Origin of the sequence: Bdellovibrio sp. NC01 (assembly GCF_006874625.1) — a bacterium.
Classification (GTDB): Bacteria; Bdellovibrionota; Bdellovibrionia; order Bdellovibrionales; family Bdellovibrionaceae; genus Bdellovibrio.
In genome coordinates this window covers 1728933-1750891 of sequence record NZ_CP030034.1, presented here as the reverse complement: position 1 = coordinate 1750891, position 21959 = coordinate 1728933, and the positions used below count along the sequence as shown (strand labels likewise).

General features: G+C 45.0%; 21 protein-coding genes. 7 read left to right on the top strand and 14 right to left on the bottom strand.

Features of this window, described 5'->3' with window-relative positions; all coding sequences use genetic code 11:
• The first annotated feature begins 94 nt into the window (after positions 1–94).
• Genes DOE51_RS08420 through murI form a run of 3 tightly spaced genes read left to right on the top strand, consistent with a single transcriptional unit; the run spans position 95 to position 2558 of the window.
• Entirely contained in the window at positions 95–706 is a 612-nt protein-coding gene (locus DOE51_RS08420) for a hypothetical protein (RefSeq protein WP_246845500.1), read from the top strand.
• A complete protein-coding gene (locus DOE51_RS08415; RefSeq protein ID WP_142696093.1) occupies positions 699–1739 on the top strand; it encodes a guanosine monophosphate reductase in 1041 nt (346 codons plus the stop codon). The genes DOE51_RS08420 and DOE51_RS08415 overlap by 8 nt, the downstream gene beginning before the upstream one ends.
• A gap of 9 nt (positions 1740–1748) precedes the next feature.
• The gene (murI, locus tag DOE51_RS08410; RefSeq protein WP_142696092.1) at positions 1749–2558 is read left to right on the top strand and encodes a glutamate racemase; all 810 of its coding nucleotides are present in this window, start codon (positions 1749–1751) and stop codon (positions 2556–2558) included.
• Here the strand turns inward: murI and lysA are convergent, their stop codons facing one another.
• Positions 2559–3734: a diaminopimelate decarboxylase gene (gene lysA, locus DOE51_RS08405; protein WP_142696091.1), complete on the bottom strand. Its 1176-nt coding sequence runs from the start codon at positions 3732–3734 to the stop codon at positions 2559–2561.
• Positions 3735–3802: 68 nt separating this feature from the next.
• On the opposite strand from lysA, the gene DOE51_RS08400 reads away from it, so the two are divergent.
• A complete protein-coding gene (locus DOE51_RS08400; RefSeq protein ID WP_142696090.1) occupies positions 3803–4453 on the top strand; it encodes a M14 family zinc carboxypeptidase in 651 nt (216 codons plus the stop codon).
• A 9-nt stretch (positions 4454–4462) separates the two neighbouring features.
• Positions 4463–5284 (top strand): 2,3,4,5-tetrahydropyridine-2,6-dicarboxylate N-succinyltransferase, encoded by an 822-nt coding sequence (locus DOE51_RS08395; RefSeq protein WP_142696089.1) that lies wholly within the window; start codon positions 4463–4465, stop codon positions 5282–5284.
• Between the two features lie 62 nt (positions 5285–5346).
• On the opposite strand, the gene DOE51_RS08390 is transcribed toward DOE51_RS08395, so the two are convergent.
• The 8 genes from DOE51_RS08390 to DOE51_RS08355 form a co-directional block, all read right to left on the bottom strand.
• Positions 5347–6612: an FtsX-like permease family protein gene (locus DOE51_RS08390; protein WP_142696088.1), complete on the bottom strand. Its 1266-nt coding sequence runs from the start codon at positions 6610–6612 to the stop codon at positions 5347–5349.
• Between the two features lie 38 nt (positions 6613–6650).
• Entirely contained in the window at positions 6651–7607 is a 957-nt protein-coding gene (locus DOE51_RS08385) for an MlaD family protein (protein WP_142696087.1), read from the bottom strand.
• A complete protein-coding gene (locus DOE51_RS08380; protein ID WP_142696086.1) occupies positions 7604–8314 on the bottom strand; it encodes a cell division ATP-binding protein FtsE in 711 nt (236 codons plus the stop codon). The genes DOE51_RS08385 and DOE51_RS08380 overlap by 4 nt, the downstream gene beginning before the upstream one ends.
• Positions 8314–9138, bottom strand: coding sequence for an ABC transporter permease (locus tag DOE51_RS08375; RefSeq protein ID WP_142696085.1), 825 nt, complete (start codon positions 9136–9138; stop codon positions 8314–8316). The genes DOE51_RS08380 and DOE51_RS08375 overlap by 1 nt, the downstream gene beginning before the upstream one ends.
• An 81-nt stretch (positions 9139–9219) precedes the next feature.
• Positions 9220–9795 (bottom strand): YdcF family protein, encoded by a 576-nt coding sequence (locus tag DOE51_RS08370; protein ID WP_142696084.1) that lies wholly within the window; start codon positions 9793–9795, stop codon positions 9220–9222.
• Positions 9782–10159: a RidA family protein gene (locus DOE51_RS08365; protein ID WP_142696083.1), complete on the bottom strand. Its 378-nt coding sequence runs from the start codon at positions 10157–10159 to the stop codon at positions 9782–9784. The genes DOE51_RS08370 and DOE51_RS08365 overlap by 14 nt, the downstream gene beginning before the upstream one ends.
• Before the next feature lie 11 nt (positions 10160–10170).
• Positions 10171–10653, bottom strand: a complete 483-nt coding sequence (locus DOE51_RS08360) for an organic solvent tolerance protein (RefSeq protein WP_142696082.1) — start codon at positions 10651–10653, stop codon at positions 10171–10173.
• A gap of 101 nt (positions 10654–10754) precedes the next feature.
• A complete protein-coding gene (locus DOE51_RS08355; RefSeq protein ID WP_142696081.1) occupies positions 10755–12146 on the bottom strand; it encodes an HD domain-containing phosphohydrolase in 1392 nt (463 codons plus the stop codon).
• Positions 12147–12250: 104 nt separating this feature from the next.
• Between DOE51_RS08355 and DOE51_RS08350 the strand changes: the two genes are divergently transcribed.
• Positions 12251–12889, top strand: coding sequence for a chalcone isomerase family protein (locus tag DOE51_RS08350; RefSeq protein ID WP_142696080.1), 639 nt, complete (start codon positions 12251–12253; stop codon positions 12887–12889).
• A 53-nt stretch (positions 12890–12942) separates the two neighbouring features.
• Here DOE51_RS08350 and DOE51_RS08345 read toward each other — a convergent pair whose 3' ends face one another.
• Genes DOE51_RS08345 through kdpA form a run of 5 tightly spaced genes read right to left on the bottom strand, consistent with a single transcriptional unit; the run spans position 12943 to position 20625 of the window.
• Positions 12943–13638: a response regulator gene (locus DOE51_RS08345; protein ID WP_142696079.1), complete on the bottom strand. Its 696-nt coding sequence runs from the start codon at positions 13636–13638 to the stop codon at positions 12943–12945.
• Positions 13635–16322 (bottom strand): sensor histidine kinase KdpD, encoded by a 2688-nt coding sequence (locus DOE51_RS08340; RefSeq protein WP_142696078.1) that lies wholly within the window; start codon positions 16320–16322, stop codon positions 13635–13637. Before DOE51_RS08340 ends, DOE51_RS08345 begins: the two co-directional genes overlap by 4 nt.
• A complete protein-coding gene (gene kdpC, locus DOE51_RS08335) occupies positions 16319–16870 on the bottom strand; it encodes a potassium-transporting ATPase subunit KdpC (RefSeq protein ID WP_142696077.1) in 552 nt (183 codons plus the stop codon). Before kdpC ends, DOE51_RS08340 begins: the two co-directional genes overlap by 4 nt.
• Complete coding sequence (gene kdpB, locus DOE51_RS08330; protein ID WP_142696076.1) at positions 16867–18945, bottom strand: potassium-transporting ATPase subunit KdpB; 2079 nt, start codon at positions 18943–18945, stop codon at positions 16867–16869. Before kdpB ends, kdpC begins: the two co-directional genes overlap by 4 nt.
• 9 nt (positions 18946–18954) lie before the next feature.
• Positions 18955–20625, bottom strand: coding sequence for a potassium-transporting ATPase subunit KdpA (kdpA, locus tag DOE51_RS08325; RefSeq protein ID WP_142696075.1), 1671 nt, complete (start codon positions 20623–20625; stop codon positions 18955–18957).
• A 502-nt stretch (positions 20626–21127) separates the two neighbouring features.
• Here kdpA and DOE51_RS08320 point away from each other — a divergent pair.
• Positions 21128–21733, top strand: coding sequence for an NADPH-dependent FMN reductase (locus DOE51_RS08320; RefSeq protein ID WP_142696074.1), 606 nt, complete (start codon positions 21128–21130; stop codon positions 21731–21733).
• Positions 21734–21959: the final 226 nt, after the last annotated feature.

Genomic DNA, 21959 nt, shown 5'->3' with positions numbered 1-21959 from the left:
GGGCTTCTGGGGTCTATTTACTTACGTGAATTTTTTTGCGGAAAACCTGAAGGTATTTAAAAAAGCAGCCCTCCCCCTTTTCGTCCTTGTGATAGTGTCGAACAACATCGATCAATATCTCAATATTCAGGTCGAACAGGCATTGCAGAATCCTCTGGGCGCTATCAATCAAGTTTACTTCTTCGGTTTCCTTTCCATCATCAGCAGCATCATCTTCCCAGTTCTTTTAATCACAACAGCTTTGTACGCCATGAGTAAGGCGCAACAACATTGGGAAAATATCACGACTTTTTTTGGTCGCTATCTTAATCAAGTGTTTATTGAAACCTTGCGCTCGTGGGGCAAGATCTTGGGTTGGTCGTTGCTCTTCATTCTTCCAGGAGTTTGGAAATACGTAGAGCTGATTTTCGTTCCGTTCGTGGTCACATCTTCAGTCAGTTATGAAAATGGCGAAATCGATGCTTTAAAAGCTTCTAGCCACGTTTTCCGTCGTCATTGGTTTAAAGCCATCGCGATTTTATTTATCTTCCATCTTTTCATTCCTCTTATTCTTACGAGCATCTTTGATTCGTATCGTTTGATTTGGAAGACGCCGATTGCAAGCTTGGCCTTGAGCTTGCTTGATACCTATTTGCTTTTGGTTTCGACACAGCTTCTATTTAATGTATTTCAAAGCGAGGTAAGAAAACATGACTCTCATGTTTAACTGGAAAGATATTAAGCACCGTGGAAAAGGTCTCACTTTCGATGACGTCTTGATTATGCCAGCGCGTTCTGACGTGCGTTCTCGTCGTGATCCACAATTGACGACAAAACTGACTAAAAACGTTTCCATCGAAACTCCGATCGTCAGTGCGAACATGGACATGGTGACAGAGTACGACATGGCCTTCGCGATGAATCAATTGGGTGGTATCGGTATCCTTCACCGCTTCCTTTCAATTGAAGATCAAGCAGCGCAAGCACGCCGCTTGAAAGAAGCTGGTGTAAAAAATATTTCTGCCAGCGTCGGCGTTGGAGAAGAATTTAAAACTCGCGCAAAAGCGTTGGTGGATGCAGGTGTGAATGTGATCACGATTGATATCGCTCACGGTCACTCTGTGCAAATGATGGAAACGATGAAGTGGTTGAAAGATCACTACCCACAAGTTGATTTGATTGCGGGCAACATGGCGACTCCAGATGCCGCTCGTGATTTGATTGAATCAGGCGCTGACGCTATCAAAGTTGGTATCGGTCCTGGCTCGATGTGTACAACTCGTATCATCACAGGTTGTGGTGTCCCACAATTAACAGCTATTGCATTGTGTGCTGAAGTTGCAGCCGGTTATGGCGTACCTGTTATCGCTGACGGTGGTATCCGTACTTCAGGTGATATGGTGAAAGCTTTTGCGGCAGGTGCTTCAACAGTTATGTTGGGTAGCATGCTTTCCGGCACAATCGAAACGCCGGGCGAAATCAAAAACGGTAAAAAGCAATATCGCGGTATGGCTTCACGTGCAGCGCAAGACAACTGGCGCGGTGGCGTTCCAGAAGGTATGGCTCCAGAGGGAGAATCAACGCAAGTTGCAGTAAAAGGTCACGTGAAAGACGTGATTTTTGAAGTCACTGGCGGCATCCGTTCTGGCATGAGCTACATCAATGCAACAAGCATTGCTGAAATTAAAGAGAAAGCACTCTTTATCGAAATGTCTTCTAATGGTATTTCTGAATCTCGCGCTCACGGAGTAAAGAGCTAAGAGAGATTTATGAAAGATCATGATTCACGTCCCATAGGTGTTTTTGATTCAGGTATCGGCGGGCTCACAGTATTGAAAGAGCTCGCTTTACAATTCCCTCAAGAAAGTTTTCTTTACTTGGGGGATACGGCTCGATTGCCCTATGGTTCGAAATCAGGTCACACCATTCGAAAATATTCTGAACAGAATATCGAATTCTTAAAACGCCAAGACGTTAAAGCCATCGTGATCGCTTGTAATTCTGCCTCCACGCAAGTTCCTGAAAGTGAATTTGCAGGTTTGCCTGTTTACAACGTCATTGGCCCGGGCTCACAAAGAGCTTTGGAAGTTTCAAGTGGTCTGCGCATTGGGATCCTTGGCACACGTGCCACGATCAATAGCCAAGCTTATACAAAACGCATTCACAGCATGAATCCAAAAGCACAGGTCTTCGATCAAGCCTGTCCTTTATTTGTGCCTTTGGCTGAAGAAGGTTGGGATTCAGATCCGGTCACTAATTTGATCGTGTTCCGTTACTTAAGTACACTTATGCAAAACCAGATCGACACATTGATTCTGGGTTGCACTCACTATCCTATTTTGAAAAATTCGATTGCACGTGTGACGGGCTCAAGTATTGAACTTGTCGATTCGGGTGAAGCTATCGCCGACTGGTTGGAAGAAGACTTCATCGCAGGCCGTCTGCAACGCCGCAAAGATCCAGCCCCGCGCATGGTAACGGTCTCAACAACGGATTCTTCGACACACTTTACGGAACTCGCCCACAGAATTTTAAAACCTGTGAAAGCTGACGAATTCCGCGTCGTTGATTTAGTTTAATTAAATACAGATTTCCAAAGGCAGTTCTTGCTGATTGTAGGTCGAAGCCATGGAGTATCCATAGGCCCCCGCATCCGCAATAGCTAAGAAATCTCCTTCTTTCACTTCAGGAAGCTTACGATCTTTAGCAAAGAAGTCTGAAGATTCGCAGATAGGCCCCACGATATCGTAAACACCTTCGTGCGATTTTTTATCCAGCGGTAAAATCGTATGATAAGCCTCGTACAGCGACGGACGCACCAAGTGATTCATTCCTGAATCGACAATTACGAATGTTTTCTCGGACGTCTTTTTCACATATTGTACTTGAGTGATCAGCACACCTGCATGAGCAAGCAACCACCGACCTGGTTCTGACTGCAATTCACAGTTTAATTCTTTTAAAGAATTCAAAGTGATCTTTGCGTATTCCTGCAAAAGACTTTGTTCTTTATCCAATTCAGAACGCTCGTAAATAATGCCTAAGCCACCACCGAAATCAAAACGACGCAAAGTCGAAAATTCCTGTTTCAACGAGTGATAAACATTTTTAAGACGCTCTAAAGCCTCTTGATAGCCATCGAACTCAAGCATCTGCGAACCCAAGTGCAAGCTCACACCGACTAACTCTAAAGAGCTCGCATATTTTTTAAGGCACGCGATCAATTCCGGAATCAGCGACAATTCCATACCGAACTTGTTGTCACGAAGACCCGTCGCAATATAAGGGTGTGTTTTGATATCGATGTCAGGATTTAAACGCAAAGCAATGGACGCTTTTTTGCCCATGGCTTTTGCGATTTCACCAATGCGCTCTAGCTCCGGCAGACTTTCGACGTTGATTTGATAGATTTCTAATTTCAATGCCTCAGTAATCTCGTGGCGAGTTTTACCGACACCGCTATAAACGATATCCGCCGGCGTAAATCCGCTTTCTAAAGCGCGCTTGATTTCACCTAAAGACACAACGTCAGCACCCGCCCCACATTCTTTAAGGCAAGCCAAGACTTCGGGATTTGAGTTCGCTTTCATTGCGTAGAAAATACGCACATTTTGCAGCGCCGCCGCCATCGCTTTGAAGCGCATACGAATGAAATCTAAGTCATAAACGTAGATAGGCCGCATATAATTTGCTGTGAGGCTTTTCAAATTCTTTTTATTAGGGCCTATATGCAGTTCATTATTGATGTATTCCACGAATTCCTCTTAAACTACGTCGGTCAAGCCAAAGACAGCTTATCATTACTCAAGAAGGAACCTTTGTCATGAAAACTTCGATCTTTACTTACACTTCTAAGGGAATGCCTGTTCCTGCCTTCGAATTCGAAAATGGCGGACCGGAAGTTCTGATCCTTGGCGGCGTTCACGGCGATGAAATCGAAGGTGTGATCTGCGCACAAGAATTATTGAAGCATTTCATGACGTCGTTCACTTACAAAATGAATCTGACACTGGTTCCGCAATTCAACTTGGAAGGCGTGATCTATAAAACGCGCGGCAACGGCAACGGTGTCGATTTGAATCGCAACCTGCCAACAAAAGACTGGTCCCCTGAAGTAAAAACTCCACGTTATAATCCAGGACCATTCGCCGCCTCTGAGCCTGAAAACAAAGGCTTGATGGAATACATCGAAAAGAAAAAACCAGTTTTGATCTGCTCTTTGCATTCGTGGAATCCCGTATTGAATGTGAATGGTGATTGCTACGCTTTCGCAAAAGTGTTGGCAGAACATACGGGTTATAAAATTGATGACGATATTGGCTACCCAACGCCTGGTTGCTTAGGTACTTATTCAGGTTTAGAGCGCAACTGCCCGACTTTGACTTACGAAATTCAACGTGGGCAAATCGCAGAGGACATCATCAAGATCCACGTGCCAGCGATTTTGGAAGCTTTGAAGGTTTACAACAAGTAGGAGATATTTATGCAAAATGAAGTGACACAACTTTTTCAAGACGTTCAAGGTGGCAGACCTGTCTCTGAATTTTCAACGAACGATCTGAAACACATCTTCGAAACGATCGAAGGTTTGAACTCGGGCAAAATCCGCGTGTGCGAAAAAACTTCGGAAGGTTGGAAAACAAACGAGTGGATCAAAAAAGCGATCTTACTTTATTTCCGCGTTCAACAAATGACTGTGATGCAAGCCGGTGACTTTACTTATTGGGATAAAATTCCAGTAAAACAATGGAGCGAAGAAGACGGCGTGCGCGTTGTGCCTCATGCATTGGCGCGCAAAGGTTCCTTCATTGAAAAAGGCGCGATCTTAATGCCTTCTTACGTCAACATCGGTGCTTATGTGGGCGCAGGTACAATGGTTGATACTTGGGCAACAGTGGGTTCATGCGCACAAATCGGCAAAAACGTTCACCTGTCTGGTGGCGTGGGTATCGGTGGCGTTCTAGAGCCCGTACAAGCTTCTCCGGTGATCGTTGAAGATAACGCATTCATTGGCAGCCGTTGCATCGTGGTTGAAGGCGCCCTGATCGAAGAAGGTGCGGTTCTTGGTGCCGGCGTCACGATCACTGCCAGCACAAAAATCATCGACGTTTCTGAAGGCAAAGCCACTGAATATCGCGGCCGTGTTCCAGCGAACTCTGTTGTGATTCCGGGCACACAAATGAAGAAATTCCCAGCCGGCGAATTCGGTGTGCCGTGCGCATTGATCATCGGCAAACGCAAACCTTCAACAGACTTGAAGACATCTTTGACGGATGCTCTTCGTGACTATCAAGTGAGCGTTTAAAAAAAGCAAAGGGACCGCAAGGTCCCTCTTTTATTGCTCAAGCAAAGCCTGACCTTAGAAAACTATTTAATGCGCAAAGCTTCTGATGGCTGAACTTCTGAAGATGTTCTAGCTGGAACGTAAGATCCCAACCACGCAATCCCAGCGCTGACAAACAACGTTCCAACAACCAATTTCCAGTCGACAAGAGCCGGGATCGAAGCATCGTAATAAATTTGCTGCGGTAAGAAGTTAATCGGATTGTGTTCGATATAAATGCCAATACCGGTTCCTAAAATCACGCCCGTCAGCACACCGATCGCCGACAACATACAACCGATTTGTGTGAATGTACGAACCGTCAAACGACCCGACAATCCAATCGCACGAAGAATCGCGATGTCCCTTCTTTTTTGCGAAAGCAAAAGTGCTAACACCGTCAGAATGGAGCTTGCCGCAATCATCCCAGCAAGACCTAAAAAGAACCCAATTGTCAGCTTTTCTAATTTTAAAGCGTAAAGCAAAGCGCCATTGCGATCTTCCCACGTCTCAACCTGCACGTCTGGGAATTTCAACAAATCTTCTTTCACGCTATCGATCTTTGACTCATCGGAAAGCCACGCTTCAATACCGATTTTCTTTAAGCCTTCATTATCAAGTTGCTTCAGCGCTTTACCACGCTGATAGAACAAATACTGCGAATCGATATCGGCAAGACTCGTCGTCACAATCTTCTTGATACGCACACGTTCAAATTTTGGAGTTTCCCCAGGCGGCAACAACAAGCCTGCAGGCGACACCACCGTGATGAAATCACCTTCAAAGACACCCAGCGATTGCGCAAGATCAACACCCAGAACAACTTCGCCCTCATCTGGAATCTCTTGCGGGTCCCAGAAGTAAGTGGGACTTTCATCTTTCAGATTTTGCGTCGAAGGTTTTTTACTGTCGAGCTTTCGCAGTTGTTCGACAAAATGCTCAAGACTTGGCTTTGTCACACCTCGCGCAATACCACCGCGAAATTGTCCATCCTGACTGCGAATGATGATGTCTTGGGTTTCATAGACATAAACTTTGTTGCCTGGATCTTCTTTCAAGCGCTGAAAGCTCGGGTGAACCTCTAATGCTTGCGCTGTTTTAGCCGTAGGAATTTGCACGTACATATGTGGCTCAAGACCGACAATGCGCGATTTAATACTGGCATTCATCCCATTCATCACAAACAGAACAACTAAAAACGCTGTCACACTGATAGAGATCGCCCCCATCGACAGCCAAGCAATACGCTTTACCAGCGCTCCTGCACGTTTAGAGAAGATAAAATGACGAAAGAGATGCCCAACTAGCATCTCTTCATCATATTATTAAGCTCTGTTGTTTCAAGAAGTTATTTCGAATTCGCAGGAACGCGGCGTGTGGATTCTTCCTCTTGGACTTCCTTCACGTTGCTTTTCATGAAAAAGCTTTTTTGCATCGCCTTCAGAACAACGACAGTTTCATTTAAAGCTTCGACAAGGCGCACACTAGCGCCTGGAAGTTGTGGTTCAACCGCCTGAACTGCGGGGCCCAACGCTTTGGTCATAACTGCCAAGTTTTGCGTCATAGACGCCAAGTCTTTTGCCAACTTCGGATTTTCTTCATTCAACTCTGGAAGGATCTTATTGATCTCTCCCGTTGTCACTGCCAAGTTGCCAACTAACTTTTGTACACCATCATCGTGGGTTGCTTGTTTTGAAAGCTTGATCACTTCGACAGACATTGTATTCAAGTTTTTAATCAACGGGTCCATACGGTCAAAGATACTGACGATACTTTGCGCGCGTTTTTTATCTGCAAACGCTTCCACTAGGATCTGCATGTTTTCAAGAATACCACCGAGCTTACCCAGATATTGATTCAAGTGTTTGCCACTCATCAAAGTCATAAAGTCTGTGGTTTCCGTCGACTTAATAAAACTATTTGCAGCAAGCACAGGACTTGCTTCAGATCCCACACTCACGTCAATCACTCGTTCACCAATCACAAACGGACGAATCAACTGAATGCCGCTGTCTTGACGAACACGATTTTGAAATTTGCCCAAAACATAGAACGTCACACGAACTTGGTTGTTGTCTTCAAGTTCAACGTCATCAACAGCGCCAGCACGAAGCCCCGCCATCTGTACCGTTGTACCTTGATGAATACCGTCGGCCGTTTCAAACACCGTGGTATAGTAAACTTTCGTTTCAAACCAACCTTGTTTGATCGCGACACTGACAGCAGTCAATGCAACCCCGAAGATCGCACACAGAACAAAAAGTCCCGCGACCCGTTCGTATTTATTGAACTTCAAAGGCCTCATAGGTGAACAACTCTTTTCTCTGGATCGACAGCTTGGAAGTACAATTGGCCTTCATCAAGGTGAATGATCTGGTAATTCATCAAGTTCATGAATTTTTCATCGTATGAACTGATGAATACGTGATTCAAACAACCTTCTTTACGTAACTGATGAACGTAATCTACGAATGTGTAAACGCTATCTTGACCAAGACCGACACTTGGATCATCAAGCAACAAAACTTGCGGTCTCATAACAAGCGAGCGCATCAAGCACGTCAACTTACGAACACGACCTGGCACATGGGCAGGACGTTCATTGGCGAATTTACCGATATCAAAAATACGGATCATCTCATCAACACGCTCTTTCGCTTCTTTTTGCGAAACAGCTTTGTGATAAAGAAGTGGCAACATCAAGTTGTCATACAAAGTACGATTATTAATCAAACCGCCGTAATCGAATGAATAGCCGATTTGCAAACGGTATGGCAAAAACTCTTCAAACGACATATCGACAACGTTTTCACCGTTAATCAAATATTGGCCTGATTGAGGGATTTGCAAGCCACCTAAAATTTGCAGCAAAGAGCTTTTGCCAGCACCTTCTTCAGCTTTAACCCAAAGAATTTCGTTCATTGGGAAATCGAATTCCACGTTGTGAATGATTGGCTCTTGCCCTTCGTGCGTAAATGATACGCCTTCAAACTTAAGACTTTCGATTTTCATTAGACCACCCCCAAATTGCGAAGTTGATTGAGATAAAACAAAGCTGTAACCATTAAATTGAAAATCACGACGAAGATAATACTGTTTACAACCGCTTGAGTTGTAACCTGAGGAACCTCATGCGGGCTCTTTTTCACAGACAAGCCTTGATAACATGACACCACAAATATAATCATTCCGCTGAAGCTGTTTTTAAGAAGGAAAATAAACACGTCTTCCTTCGTAAAGGCGCGCATCAATGAATCAGAATAAAACGCAAACGGCATATCCTGAATAAGACGAGTAATCGCAAATCCACCGATTAACGCCATAAAGTTAAAATAAAATGCCAGACACAAAACGCTGACAACACCGCCCAACACACGTGGGAACACGATGAAACTCAGCGGATTAATACCCATACTTTCAAGGGCTTCGATTTCACGATTCGCACGCATGTTACCAAGTTCCGAAGCAACAGCAGTCCCCGAGCGTGCGATCACGACAAGGGCAACAAGTAATGGACCTGCCTCACGCAAAACCATCACGATCAGAAAGTTCCCGATCATCGCAGTTCCGCCTAGCAGAGTTAAATTTGTCAGTGATTGTAAAATCAAAACTCCGCCCGTACCCAACGCTAACACGGTCACAAGCGGAAGCGCTTGCCAGCCGGTGAAATAAATTTGCGCTGAAATAACTCCGAAGATTTGGCGAAGGCCTTGCGCCTGATCCAGAACAGTCGCACGAAGAGAAAGGTATACCATCAAGAGGACACGCAATGTGTACTCCACGTTTTTGGTAATAAATCTGCCTAAGGAATCAATTTGCGTCAGCAAAGAGTCCATGACACCGTCCCTTTTCTCTAAGGACGTATCGGGTTTTTACTATCTTTTGTTGGCGGACCAAAGGTCTGGTTTTATGTCAGATTAATAAGCCCAAAGCGAATAAAACAGGGACTTTAAGGCTTCAAAGCCCGTCTCCCATGATGACGGCTCATAGCGCGAGGCAATCACAGGGTGTTTTTGAATGTAGATATTTTCCGGGAACGAGGACCTAAACGTGCGATATGAACGGTACATGTGAATGCGCGAAGTGACTAACAAGATGTCACGACATTTCAAGGCTTCGACAATCGGTAAACTCTGCTGAGCGTTCCCGTAAGTTGTTTCAGAACGGCGATCAAGAACGACATCATTCTCGTTCAAGTTTCCATAGTATGGCCACACGGGCATGATCTCGCGCAGACGTGCATTTGCATACACGCCCGAGATCACAAGCTTCTTTACATTTTGATTCGCAAGCAAATCAAAACCTTCGCGCACCCTTCCCGCTCCCCCAGTCAAAACCACAGCGCAATCTGCCGTCTGTGATTTTGTCCAAGAGATCATTGGCTCGCTTTGCACTCGCTGGTATTCGTTTACAAATCTATAAACGACAATACCGGCGATGATCAGCACCAGCCAAAAAGTGCGCGAACGAAGAAGCTTCTTAACGATGAGCAATGACTTCGATCTCCACGTTCACGCCTTTTGGAAGGCCTGCAACAGCAACAGTTGAACGAGCTGGCGGAGCTTCAGAAAATGACTTCGCGTAAACTTCGTTCACAGTGGCAAAGTCTGCCATGTTCGTGATGAAGATAGTTGTTTTGATGATGTTTGAAAATTTCATGTTGTTCGCAGTCAAAACCGCTTCAACATTTTTCATCACCATTTCAGTTTGCGTTTTGATGTCGCCAGTGAAAACTTCATTCGTTTTTGGATCGATTGAAATTTGACCAGAGCAGAACAAGAAATCGCCCATAGCAACCGCTTGAGAGTATGGACCAACTGCTTTAGGAGCATTGTCTGTGTGAATCACTTTTTTCATATTTATTCCTCTTAGAAGTAGAAAATAATTCCCGCACGAAGTGGGCTGTCAGCGATTGTTCTGAAACGAACATTGTCTGTTGAAAGAACGCCCGCACCGCCTTCAAATGTAAAACCCAATGAATCCAAACCAGGCAAGAAGAACTCACCACCGAAGACAGCATCAAGTTCAATACCTGATTCTTTATCGCCGGCTGTTTCCCAGTTCACAAGACCGAACGTACCGCCCATGTAGAAGTTCATATTGTCTTCTTTAAACACGATACGACGAACGCCCACGTTCGCTGCGAATTTAGATTCGTCTTTCTTAGTATCGATACCCAAACCGCCTGTGATAGCAATTTCATTTGTTGGATTGTAAACGATAGCCAACTCTGGAAGATCCAAAGTTTCGTGACTTTTAACACCAACACCCAAACGATTTGTAAGTTCTTTTGCGTGACCTACGCTTGCGCAAGTAATCAACGCCAAAGCACATGCTGCTTTCTTAAGCATTTAACGATTCTCCTTATTCGAACCAATATTAAATGCAAAGGTGTGTAAAGGCGCAAAAGGAATCTAAGTCTTACAATGGGTGTCAAACCAGATAGCGGTCGTTAGATCAGACTCTCGGCAATCGAGTTCAAAAATTCAAGACTGAAACTGCCCGGAGCCGATTGCTCCTTCTCCCACAGTTTCTCTTTCATAAAGCGGAAACCCACTCCGGTTTCTGCCATCGTTGTGCGCACACCCAGATCGATCAATCCAGCAAAGCGAATCGCTTGGGCTTCTAATGACAACTTATCCGCAGGAACTTGGTTGGGATAACCCTTCTCGTCATGACGCTCATGAACTGTGACTAACACAGACTTCACTGCTTCATTCAAAGGAAGTTTTTTGATAAGACAACGATTCAACGAAAGTACCGGATGCTTTGAAAGCTCTTTGCTTTCATTTTCATTCAGGTCTTTATCGCCCTTTTGCAGGTACTTTGCAGCCGTGCCATCAGAAATATCAAACAAACCGACATCGGCAAATAATCCCGAAATAAACGCAACCAACGGATCACCTTGTCCACTTTTTTTGCACATCAAGGCTGCGTAAGTCGCAATCCACGGAGATCTGAATTGCACAAACAAATCATTCTGCACGGATTCACGGAAGACATCCCAAAGACTTTCTTCTGTGGCCATTAAATCAATCAATGCGGTTGCTTGCTCCAACAGACGCGTATAGCACTCGCGAACTTTCACTTCGCTATTCGATTTAAAATCAAACAACAAGTATTCATTCATCTCAAGCCACAGACTGCACACACTCAAAAACAAAGCGCGTGCCTTCTTTTTCAAAGCCGCCCCTGAAGCATCAAAGTATGTATTGATATAGCGATAATACGAAGGACCGTCTTGAATTTGAAAAAAGATGCTATCGACAGCCTTAAGGCGTTGATACTTGGTTTCTGACAGCACCAGGCCTTTATAAGCAACGCCTAAAAATTTTTGATTCATCGGCAAGCGCACGGACACCGTGAATGGTAATTCGGTCATTGGGAATAAATCTGTCGGAGCCATCTCAAAAAATTGTGACCGCGCTTTCTGCAAACAAATATATTCAAACTTTAAAGTGTTGAAAAATTCCGACGGCGACAATGGGATCACGCGATCATTCTGCGTGCCCGCTAAGTTTTCACGTAAAGACGATTCATGCAAAACCGTTAGAATCCACGAACGCGGAAAACGTTGCAGCAAAACTTCCACGCGACCAGAAAAGTCTTTAATTGATTCCTTTTCTTCTTGAGCAATCAAAACGATCTGCGCGTTATTTAGTTCGCGGCCAGTCCCCGCATTTTCAAGACTTGGGAACTGTTTGAAGGTCAAATAGTACTCAGAGATCACGACTTTCGCGCGAGAAAGCACGTCCTCTCGCTGTGTTAACAGCAAAAACTCCAAACGTTGCCTGAATATTGGTGTTGGGCGCTTATCCAATTGGTCGCGCGTCGATGACCCCATTACTCATATTTTACGTTGAGCAAGTTGTGGCTGCCAACAATTCTTTTCCGGGTTGACATTTTGGTGGTCGCCCCAAATCCTTAAGAAACAACGAAAGGATCTTTATGAAACACTTTACAACTGTGATGCTGGGCCTAGTCTTCTCTATCAATTCTTATGCGGCTCTTCTGACAAATGAAGGCAGCAAAGGCAAATTAGAAGGAGTTTCGTTGTCCTCAACAAGTTCCGCAACTGTCGAAGGCGAAGCGGTAAAGCTGTCTCAAATTGGAGCGGGCTTGCGCTCTAAAAAAGTCGCTTTCATGAACTTCAAAGTTTACGTGGGCGAACTTTTTGTTTCATCTCCTGAAAAGTTCAAAAAGTCTGAAAGCGAAGCTTTGGCTTCATTGAAAGAACAAAAAGCCGTGGCGGTTCAACTTCACTTCTTGCGCTCTGTCGGTGGCGAAGACGTCCAAAAATCTTTTAAAGAGGCCTTAAAAGTAAATGGCGTAAATCTTGACGACTCAAGCGTAAAACAATTCTTGGATAGCGTGACTAAAGGTGGCGAAGCGAAAGAAGGTAAGACTTTAACTATTCTTGGCTCAAAATTGAAAGACGGTTCTGAAGAAGTGATTTACGAAACAACTTCTGGCAACGTCTCTTCAATCAAAGGACCAGCGGGCTTTGTTCAACAGATCTTCTCTATCTGGTTAGGTAAACCAGCTGATGACGGCGTTGGTAATCTTAAGGCATCGATCTTAAAATAATTTTTACTGTTCAAAAAATGAAAATGCCGAGGTTTCATAACTTCGGCATTTTTTTATTCAAGATCTAACAGACGATAGCCGACACCGGCCTCAGTTTGAATTAATTCCGGAATATCATCGCGAGTTTTCAGTTTTTTACGAAGCGCACCGACATACACACGCAAATAGTGAGTATGTTCGACCGAATTAGGACCCCACACCTCATTCAAAATCATCCGGTGGGTCACAACCTTACCTTTGTGTTTGATTAAAACTTTTAAGATATTGAATTCCGTCGCTGTCAGCTTAATCAACTCCCCGTCGACTAAGGCTGTGTGCCCTGGCAGATCCACGACTAAGGGGCCACTTTTTAGATCTTTTTTATCTTGAACAATTCCATTGGCATGACGTAAAGCCACACGCATACGCACTAACAGTTCGGGCACGCTAAAAGGTTTTGTGACGTAGTCGTCTGCGCCACCGTCTAAAGCTGTGACCTTATCGTTTTCAGAATCTAAAACCGTCAGAACGATCACGGGAACTTGCGACCATGCACGGATCTCTTTTAAAACTTCAAGCCCGCTTTTGTCAGGAAGTCCTAAATCCAAAAGAATGATTTCAGGACGAAGACTTGCAGCCATCTGTAAACCTTCAGTCGCTGATTTTGCCTCATCAATGTGATAACTATTAGCTTCAAGACTGACACGCAAAAGTTTACGAATAGAAGCTTCGTCATCAATAACTAAAACACGACGTTGATTTTCTTTCATGACTCACGACCTTCTAACAAAATCTGTGGTGGCTCAACATACGGAAGCTCCACAACAAACTCAGCTCCACTGCGCTCATTTCGATTTCTAGCATAAACGCGTCCGCCATGAGCTTCAACAAATGCTTTAACGATCGCAAGGCCTAACCCGACGCCACCGGCTGCACTTCCTGGCACACGATAAAATGCTTCAAAGATCTTATCGACATTATTCGCAGGAATACCCGGCCCTTCATCAGTGACACGAACAGACACTTTACGATTGTCTCGCTCGATATTAACCGTAATCAAAGTGCCTGGCGGAGCATAGCGGGCTGCGTTCGTAATCAAGTTCAAAAACACATGTTCCATCAAGCGTTCATCCACTTGAACCAAGCACTGCTCATCCGTAAAGTTCATCTTTAAGTTATGCTGAGCCACCGCCGCTTGCACTTTACGCTGCAAACCTTCAAGTAAATCGACTAAATCGACCCATTCCTTCTTCGGAGTCAGCACCCCCGAATTTAAACGAGACATATCAAGTAAGTTCTCAACAACTTGATCTAAACGATGCGAAGACTCCATCAAAGCCTGGACCAATTGCTTTTGAATTGCAGCTTCCTTGTTCACCTTTTCATCTTGCAACGCGGATGCTGAACCAATGATCGCAGTCAGCGGCGTTCTTAATTCATGCGAAACGGAATTCAACAAAGCCTGATGCAATTTTTCAGAGGCCTCAAAAATTTTGATACTTTGAAGTTTTTCTTGAAGTGTTAAACGCTCTAACGCCATCGCCAATTGCACAACAACTGTATCAAGTAGATTCTCTTGATCTAAAGGCAAGCCTTCATTTTTACGAGGATAATAAAGCAAAATCCCCATAAGATTTTCTTTTCCACGCAACGGCAAACTCAGACAACGTGATTCCGTCAAGGTATCCGTTTTCCATCCAGCCTTCTTGCGATTTTCAAAAGACCACAAGGCTAAGGCCAAATCCTTCTCATCTAATTTGGCAGAGTTATAAGTCTTTCTTAAAAGCTTACCTTCGCTATCGGTCAAAATGATTTTTACTTTTCCTTTCAGAAGAGTTTCAAGACTTTGCTCAGCACTCAAACACGCTTCCAAAGAAGTCAAAGCGGCAGCCATCTCTTTAACGAGCTCATACAAAGCACGATTGTATTCGTCCCTTTGAATCAAATCTAAATCGCGGCTACGAACCTTGGCCGTTAAGAAACCACCCATCAATGCCACGAACAAATACGCCAAGCACATCATCACGTCTTCAGGTTGCGAAATCGCAAACGTAAAGACCGGAGGAATAAACATGAAATTCCAAATCAATGCACTCAACCCCGCCGCAAACAAAATCGGTCCTAATGACGTTAAGAAACCAAGAACCAGAATGCACATCAGGAAAATAAAACCTACAGCACGGTAGCCAACATAAGGCACGATCAACTGACTGACGAACGTGACCCCCACCATAAACCAGAAAGTATTCCAATAAGAAGCCCCCGGCGCATAAAGACCTGGAAACTTCCATGACCACTTTCTCTTTTCACGCGCATCTTCTTGGCGAATGACGTGAATATCGACTGCGCTGGTTTTTTGTACTAGTTGATCCAATAACGAACCACGGTTCCAAATCAGATTCCAAGCATTACGCTCTGGTCGACCCATAATTATTTGAGTCACATTGCGTTCGTGCGACACACGATTCAAAGCTTCCGCAATATTCATGCTTTTAACAGAAATAACTTCAGCACCAAGCTCACGCGCCAGATTCAAGTTTTTCGTCAGCATGGATTGATCGTCGGGCTTAAACTGATTGCCGGTATCGACATACAAAGCAATCCACGGGGCCTCTAAGTTGTAAGCCATTCTTCGCGTCGCACGAATTAAACGTCCCGAGTGAGGACTATGTCCGACAGCAACTAGCAAACGTTCTTGCGTATTCCACGGCCCCTGCACTCTTTGCACGACCATACTGTCTTGTAAGTCTTGATCCACGCGCTCGGCCGTATAACGCAAAGACAATTCACGCAAAGCCAACAGATGAGTTTCTTTAAAGAAATTCTCTTCTGCCCGTGCCGCCCGATCACCTTGATAAACTTTGCCTTCTTTTAAACGTTTAATCAGATTTTGCGCCGAGATATCGATCAGCTCAATTTGTTGCGCACGATCGATCAATGAATCAGGCACACGCTCAAACACGCGTACACCTGTAATTTGTTGAACCAGATCGGCGCGACTTTCGATATGTTGCACATTGATCGTCGTATAAACGTGGATACCAGCGTCCAATAACTCAATCACATCTTGATAACGTTTGGGATGGCGAGATTCTGGAGCATTCGTATGCGCCAGCTCATCAACCAAAACAATAGCTGGCTTGCGAGCTAAAATAGCATCGATATCCATCTCTTCAACAACGGCACCACGATACGGAGTTTTCTTGCGCGGAATCACTTCCATCCCAAGAACAAGCTCCTCCGTTTCGCGACGTCCATGTGTTTCAACCACGCCAACAACTAAATCCATGCCTTGGCGAAGCTGCTCCTGCGCTGCTTTTAACATCGCAAAAGTTTTTCCCACTCCAGGGCACATTCCAAAGAACACACGAAGATGACCTCGCGAAGAAGCCTCTTCTTGTTTCTGAATGCGCTCTAACAATTCATCTGGATTGGGACGATAATCATCATTCATAGAGACTTATCCAACGCGCCATCAAGTGCTGCATTTAATTTAAGAACATTCACACGAGGTTCACCTAAGAAGCCCCACTGTCTGCCCTCAGTATAATCCTTAATCAGTTTAAGAACTACATCTCTTTGTGAGGCAGAAAGTTTACGCTCTACAGAAATGCGGTCCACCTGATCTAGCGCCGCCTCGGGGCTAATATGTGGATCTAAACCGCTTCCGCTGGCATATAGCATATCGTGGGATAGCCCCTGCGCCTTGCGCTCTGCAACAGCTTTAAGCAGTGTTTCGTTAGCGACCGCCTGATTGCTCGCGGAAGCCGATGTGCCACTATAGTCACTGGCTGAAGAGCGTGACCAAAAATAAGTTTTTTTCGTGAACTTCTGAGCCAACAACTCAGACCCCACGACCTGCCCATCACGCTCTAACAGCGAGCCGTTTACTTGGCGTTTAAAGATCGCTTCACCAACACCCGTCATCAAAAACGGATAAGCCAATCCAGTTAATAAACTTAAAGCAATAAAGATACGAAGACCTATTAACCATGTTCTCATGACACAACTCCCAAAGCGACGATGATAAGATCGATCACTTTGATACCAATAAACGGAGCGATCAAACCGCCGACTCCGTAATTTAAAATATTTCTTTTCAAAATAGCATTCGCACCCATGGCTCTATACTCGACACCACGGAGGGCAAGAGGTACCAACAGAATGATAATCAAAGCGTTAAAGATGACCGCACTTAACACCGCACTTTGTGCAGAGTGAAGACCCATGACGTTCAACTTTGCCAAAGGCCCGTGCCCGCCAGACACCGCATAAAGCCCCGCAAACATCGCAGGGATGATCGCAAAGTATTTCGCAACGTCATTTGCCACACTGAAGGTTGTTAAAGCTCCACGAGTCATCAACAGTTGTTTTCCCGTTTCAACGATTTCAATTAATTTTGTAGGATTCGAATCAAGATCCACCATATTGCCGGCTTCACGTGCTGCTTGCGTTCCCGTATTCATCGCAACACCCACATCGGCTTGCGCTAATGCTGGGGCATCATTCGTTCCATCACCAGTCATTGCGACTAAGTGACCACGACCTTGTTCTTCACGAATACGCGAAAGCTTCGTTTCTGGTGTGGCCTGAGCAATATAATCATCCACACCGGCTTCGGCAGCAATCGCCGCCGCTGTTAACGGATTGTCACCAGTCACCATGACAGTGCGAATACCCATTTTGCGAAGTTCAGCAAAACGTTCGCGAATGCCACCTTTCACAATGTCCTTCAAATAAATCACACCAAGAACTTTATTGCCTTCGCAAACAACCAGTGGCGTACCACCTTTGCGCGCCACATTTTCAGCGGCTTGTCGGACTGATTCGGGATATTTACCGTCAAGACCCGCAACGTATTTTTCAATAGCGTCGCCCGCACCTTTTCTTAAAGCACGCACACCATTATCAGTTTTAATATTCACACCACTCATGCGAGTTTGCGCAGTAAACGGCACAAACTCTGCCAAATGCGGCTCTAATTTTTCCGCACGCAATGCAAACTTTTGTTTCGCCAGCACAACGATTGAACGACCTTCAGGAGTTTCATCACTCAGCGATGCTAATTGTGACGCTTCTGCCAACATCTGCTCAGATACACCATCCGCTGGATAAAAGGCACTCGCCATACGATTACCCAAAGTGATCGTTCCTGTTTTATCAAGCATCAAAACGTCGATGTCCCCCGCCGCTTCCACGGCACGACCGCTTTTGGCGATGACATTCTTACGAACAAGACGATCCATACCACTGATACCAATTGCACTTAACAGCCCACCGATCGTCGTGGGAATCAAACACACAAGCAACGCAATCAATACAGGTACAGTCACGATATTAGATAAATCCTGATTCGCAGCTTTTGCAGAGTACTCTGCAAAATATTTAAGCGTGGTCACACCAAACAAAAACACCACAGTCAAAGCGATCAACAAAATACCTAAAGCAATTTCATTCGGAGTTTTCTGACGTTTCGCACCCTCAACCAAAGAGATCATACGATCCAAAAAACTTTGTCCAGGATCCGCAGTAATACGCACAAGAATTTTATCACTGATAACTCTTGTACCACCGGTCACGGCACTACGATCCCCACCACTTTCACGAATCACGGGAGCAGACTCACCGGTAATGGCCGATTCATCGACCGTCGCAATACCTTCAATCACTTCACCGTCCCCAGGAATCACATCTCCCGATTCACAAACGACGATGTCGCCTTTACGCAAGTCTTGCGCATGAAGTGAAGACTCTTTGCCATTTTTTAAGACACGAGCCACACTGTTAGAGCGCGCATTACGCAAACTTTCCGCCTGTGCTTTACCGCGACCTTCCGCTAATGCTTCCGAAAAGTTCGCGAATAGCACTGTGAACCACAACCACAAAGCAATTTGCAGTTCAAAACCAAACGTGTGTCCGCTTATCATTAAACGCACAGTAATCAAGGTCACAACAACAGCACCCAACCACGTGACGAACATCACCGGATTGCCCCATTGCACTTTAGGATTCAATTTTACAAAGCTCGCTTTAACAGCTTCACTCATTAGTTTTTTATCAAAAAAAGAATTATTCATAAGGTCACCTTAGCCCTTAACCAACAACAACAAATGCTCAAGAATAGGTCCCAACGAAAGTGCTGGGAAGAATGTCAACGCACCCACAATCAAAATGACAGCCGCAAGTAAACCTGCAAACAGAACTGAATCCGTTTGGAAAGTTCCCACTGACGGAGGCGCAATTTTTTTCTGCACAAAACTTCCCGCGATCGCCATCACCGGAATGATGATCAAGAAGCGTCCGATCAACATCGCAACACCAATCGCCACATTGTAATAAGCAGAGTTCACAGAAAGACTGCCGAAGGCACTGCCGTTATTTCCCGCACCAGACGCAAAGGCATAAAACACTTCACTTAAACCATGAGGTCCCTGATGACCAAGCCCCGCTAAACCTGCAGGCAACACAATCGACAAAGCACTGCCGACAAGGATCGTGATACACGGAGCAAGCACCCCGATAATCACCCATGTGATTTCTTTGGCTTCAATTTTTTTACCCAAGTATTCAGGCGTACGACCCACCATCAGACCGCACAAGAAAACGGTCAGGATCACGTAAAGTAAAATGCCGTACATCCCAGCACCGACACCGCCAAACACGACTTCACCCAACATGATGTTTAACATCGCGATCCCGCCAGACAATGGTGACATGCTCGACAGCATCCCGTTCACAGAACCATTCGAAGCCGACGTCGTCATCACAGACCACAACACGGTGTTCATCACACCAAAGCGTGTCTCTTTACCTTCCATCGTGCCGAATGAATATTCAGACCACAGTGACAGTCCCAAAATCACAACCATCATCGCCATCATCGTTCCAAACAGAACCAAACCCTGACGACGTGAACCCACCAATAAACCAAAAAGATAAGTACAAGCTGAAGCCAATAAGATCAGCGAAATCATCTCTAGAAAATTTGCCAACGGAGTCGGGTTTTCAAAGGGATGCGCACTATTCACACCAAAGAAGCCGCCACCATTCGAACCCAATTGTTTGATCGCGATCTGCGAAGCCGCAGGACCTTGCGGAATAATCTGCTCAACACCTTCGATCGTTTTCACATGCGTGTACGAAGAGAAGTTCTGCACCACGCCCTGACCCATCAAAATCACAGTCAGTAAAATCGAAAGCGGCAATAACACATGAGTCGTACTTCGAGTCAAATCAACCCAAAAATTCCCAAGCTCAGAAGTTTGTTTGCGTGAAAAACCACGCGCAAGAGCCAGCATCACAGCAAAACCCGTCGCGGCACTCACAAAGTTCTGAACACCCAAGCCCAACATCTGCGTCAGATAACTCATCGTATTTTCGCCAGAGTACGCCTGCCAGTTGGTATTCGTCACAAAACTCACAGCCGTATTGAATGCAAGATGCCACGACAAATCACCAAGATGTTCTGGATTCAGTGGCAGATGGCTTTGCACCATCTGCAGAATCATAAGAAAAACAAAACCGAAGAAATTAAAAATCAAAAGTGCCTTCGTGTATTGCTTCCAATTCATCTCTTCCGTTTCTTGAACTCCAGAAACGAAATAGATGATTTTTTCAAGCGGTCTAAAAACGCGCAGAAGCCCCGAATTTTGCCCCGTAAAGACCTTGAACATGTATTGGCCTAAGATCGGAGTCAAAACCGTCACAACGGCAAGCACAGCGAATATCTGTAATATATCAAAAGAGGTAAACGTCATAACAAGCATCCTTTTCCAAAGAAAAGCCTACGCCTTGCCCCCTCAACCCCACGTAAAAAGACCCCACAACCACATAAAGAAAATATAAAAATCGCGTATTTCCCTCTAGATTTCGCCTCATTACCAGGCATTCCCAATCCAAACCTCCCGACTCCATCTTTCCACCAAGCCGTACACCCCCGACCAACCTGGAAAACCAACTGTCTTGAATCGGCCTAAAGGATCAACCACCACCGAGGAATGAAGTACTTCCGGCGAAAATACGACCAGCTATCTAAAGAAAAAGTCGGACTAAAATATTCAGACCATTGAATGCCGCAAAGCACTCGCCTAAATCCTTTTGAGACAGCGCCGAATGTCTTTGGCATGAGTCTTCAACCTCTTTTTTCGACATTTCTTTTGGCTCTACCAAACATGATTTCTTGTAATTGCACAGTTAGCGACCTAGCATCTTTATCTGCTTTGGAAACACTGCCAGGATTTTTGAAACGGGAAGATAAATATGAAAATTTTGATGTTCGCGCCGGTATTGCGCAAAGGCTCTTTTAATAAAAAATTAATCCGCATCGCCCATGAAATCGTGTCTGGATTTCCCGAAGTAAAAGTCAAACTTCGCGAGTTCAACGAATTCCCAATGCCCGTCTACGACGGCGATCTTGAATCAGAACAAGGTCTTCCAGCAGGAGTTAAAGATCTTGCAGCGGCCATCAACGAAGCCGATGCAATCATCATCTCATCACCTGAATACAACGGTAGCATTCCAGGTCCATTCAAAAATGCCATCGATTGGGTTTCACGTATTGCGCCGGTTCCTTGGGAAGGAAAACAGATTCTACTAATCGGCGCCTCTCAAGGATATTTCGCCGCAGTGAAAGGCCACTTCCACAGCCGAGTCCCACTGCAAGTTTTGAAATCCCACGTCTACCCAGATTATTTTGGTTTGGCGTTCGCACACAAAGCCTTCGACGAAAACGACCAACTCAAAGATCCAAAAGACAAAGAGCGCCTAGCAAAGTTACTAGTAAACTTCGTCCACTACGCAGCAAAAACCGAATCCCCATTCGACAAACTCACTGACTTCCTAGAAGCCCAAATGAAACAACACTAAATCAAAAACTCATCAGAGAGGATTTCTCCAAACCTCTCTGATGACCCCACCACAACCTCCTACGACCCTCACATCATTTCTTTCTCCGCACTCACTCACTCACTCACTCACTCACTCACTCACTCACTCACTCACTCACTCACTCACTCACTCACTCACTCACTCACTCATCCGTGATTGAACGCACGCATGGCGATGAGAGATTTTTATGTCTGAGAGCAAATAT

Bases quoted from the DNA above. Each gene is read 5' to 3' on its own strand.
- DOE51_RS08355 (WP_142696081.1), bottom strand. From the start codon at position 12,146: ATGGGGTCATCGACGCGCGACCAATTGGATAAGCGCCCAACACCAATA.
- DOE51_RS08380 (WP_142696086.1), bottom strand. From the start codon at position 8,314: ATGAAAATCGAAAGTCTTAAGTTTGAAGGCGTATCATTTACGCACGAA.
- DOE51_RS08415 (WP_142696093.1), top strand. From the start codon at position 699: ATGTTTAACTGGAAAGATATTAAGCACCGTGGAAAAGGTCTCACTTTC.
- DOE51_RS08400 (WP_142696090.1), top strand. From the start codon at position 3,803: ATGAAAACTTCGATCTTTACTTACACTTCTAAGGGAATGCCTGTTCCT.
- DOE51_RS08385 (WP_142696087.1), bottom strand. From the start codon at position 7,607: ATGAGGCCTTTGAAGTTCAATAAATACGAACGGGTCGCGGGACTTTTT.
- murI (WP_142696092.1), top strand. From the start codon at position 1,749: ATGAAAGATCATGATTCACGTCCCATAGGTGTTTTTGATTCAGGTATC.
- DOE51_RS08345 (WP_142696079.1), bottom strand. From the start codon at position 13,638: ATGAAAGAAAATCAACGTCGTGTTTTAGTTATTGATGACGAAGCTTCT.
- kdpC (WP_142696077.1), bottom strand. From the start codon at position 16,870: ATGAGAACATGGTTAATAGGTCTTCGTATCTTTATTGCTTTAAGTTTA.
- DOE51_RS08340 (WP_142696078.1), bottom strand. From the start codon at position 16,322: ATGAATGATGATTATCGTCCCAATCCAGATGAATTGTTAGAGCGCATT.
- kdpA (WP_142696075.1), bottom strand. From the start codon at position 20,625: ATGACGTTTACCTCTTTTGATATATTACAGATATTCGCTGTGCTTGCC.
- DOE51_RS08320 (WP_142696074.1), top strand. From the start codon at position 21,128: ATGAAAATTTTGATGTTCGCGCCGGTATTGCGCAAAGGCTCTTTTAAT.
- DOE51_RS08360 (WP_142696082.1), bottom strand. From the start codon at position 10,653: ATGCTTAAGAAAGCAGCATGTGCTTTGGCGTTGATTACTTGCGCAAGC.
- DOE51_RS08395 (WP_142696089.1), top strand. From the start codon at position 4,463: ATGCAAAATGAAGTGACACAACTTTTTCAAGACGTTCAAGGTGGCAGA.
- kdpB (WP_142696076.1), bottom strand. From the start codon at position 18,945: ATGAATAATTCTTTTTTTGATAAAAAACTAATGAGTGAAGCTGTTAAA.
- DOE51_RS08375 (WP_142696085.1), bottom strand. From the start codon at position 9,138: ATGGACTCTTTGCTGACGCAAATTGATTCCTTAGGCAGATTTATTACC.
- DOE51_RS08350 (WP_142696080.1), top strand. From the start codon at position 12,251: ATGAAACACTTTACAACTGTGATGCTGGGCCTAGTCTTCTCTATCAAT.
- DOE51_RS08365 (WP_142696083.1), bottom strand. From the start codon at position 10,159: ATGAAAAAAGTGATTCACACAGACAATGCTCCTAAAGCAGTTGGTCCA.
- DOE51_RS08390 (WP_142696088.1), bottom strand. From the start codon at position 6,612: ATGCTAGTTGGGCATCTCTTTCGTCATTTTATCTTCTCTAAACGTGCA.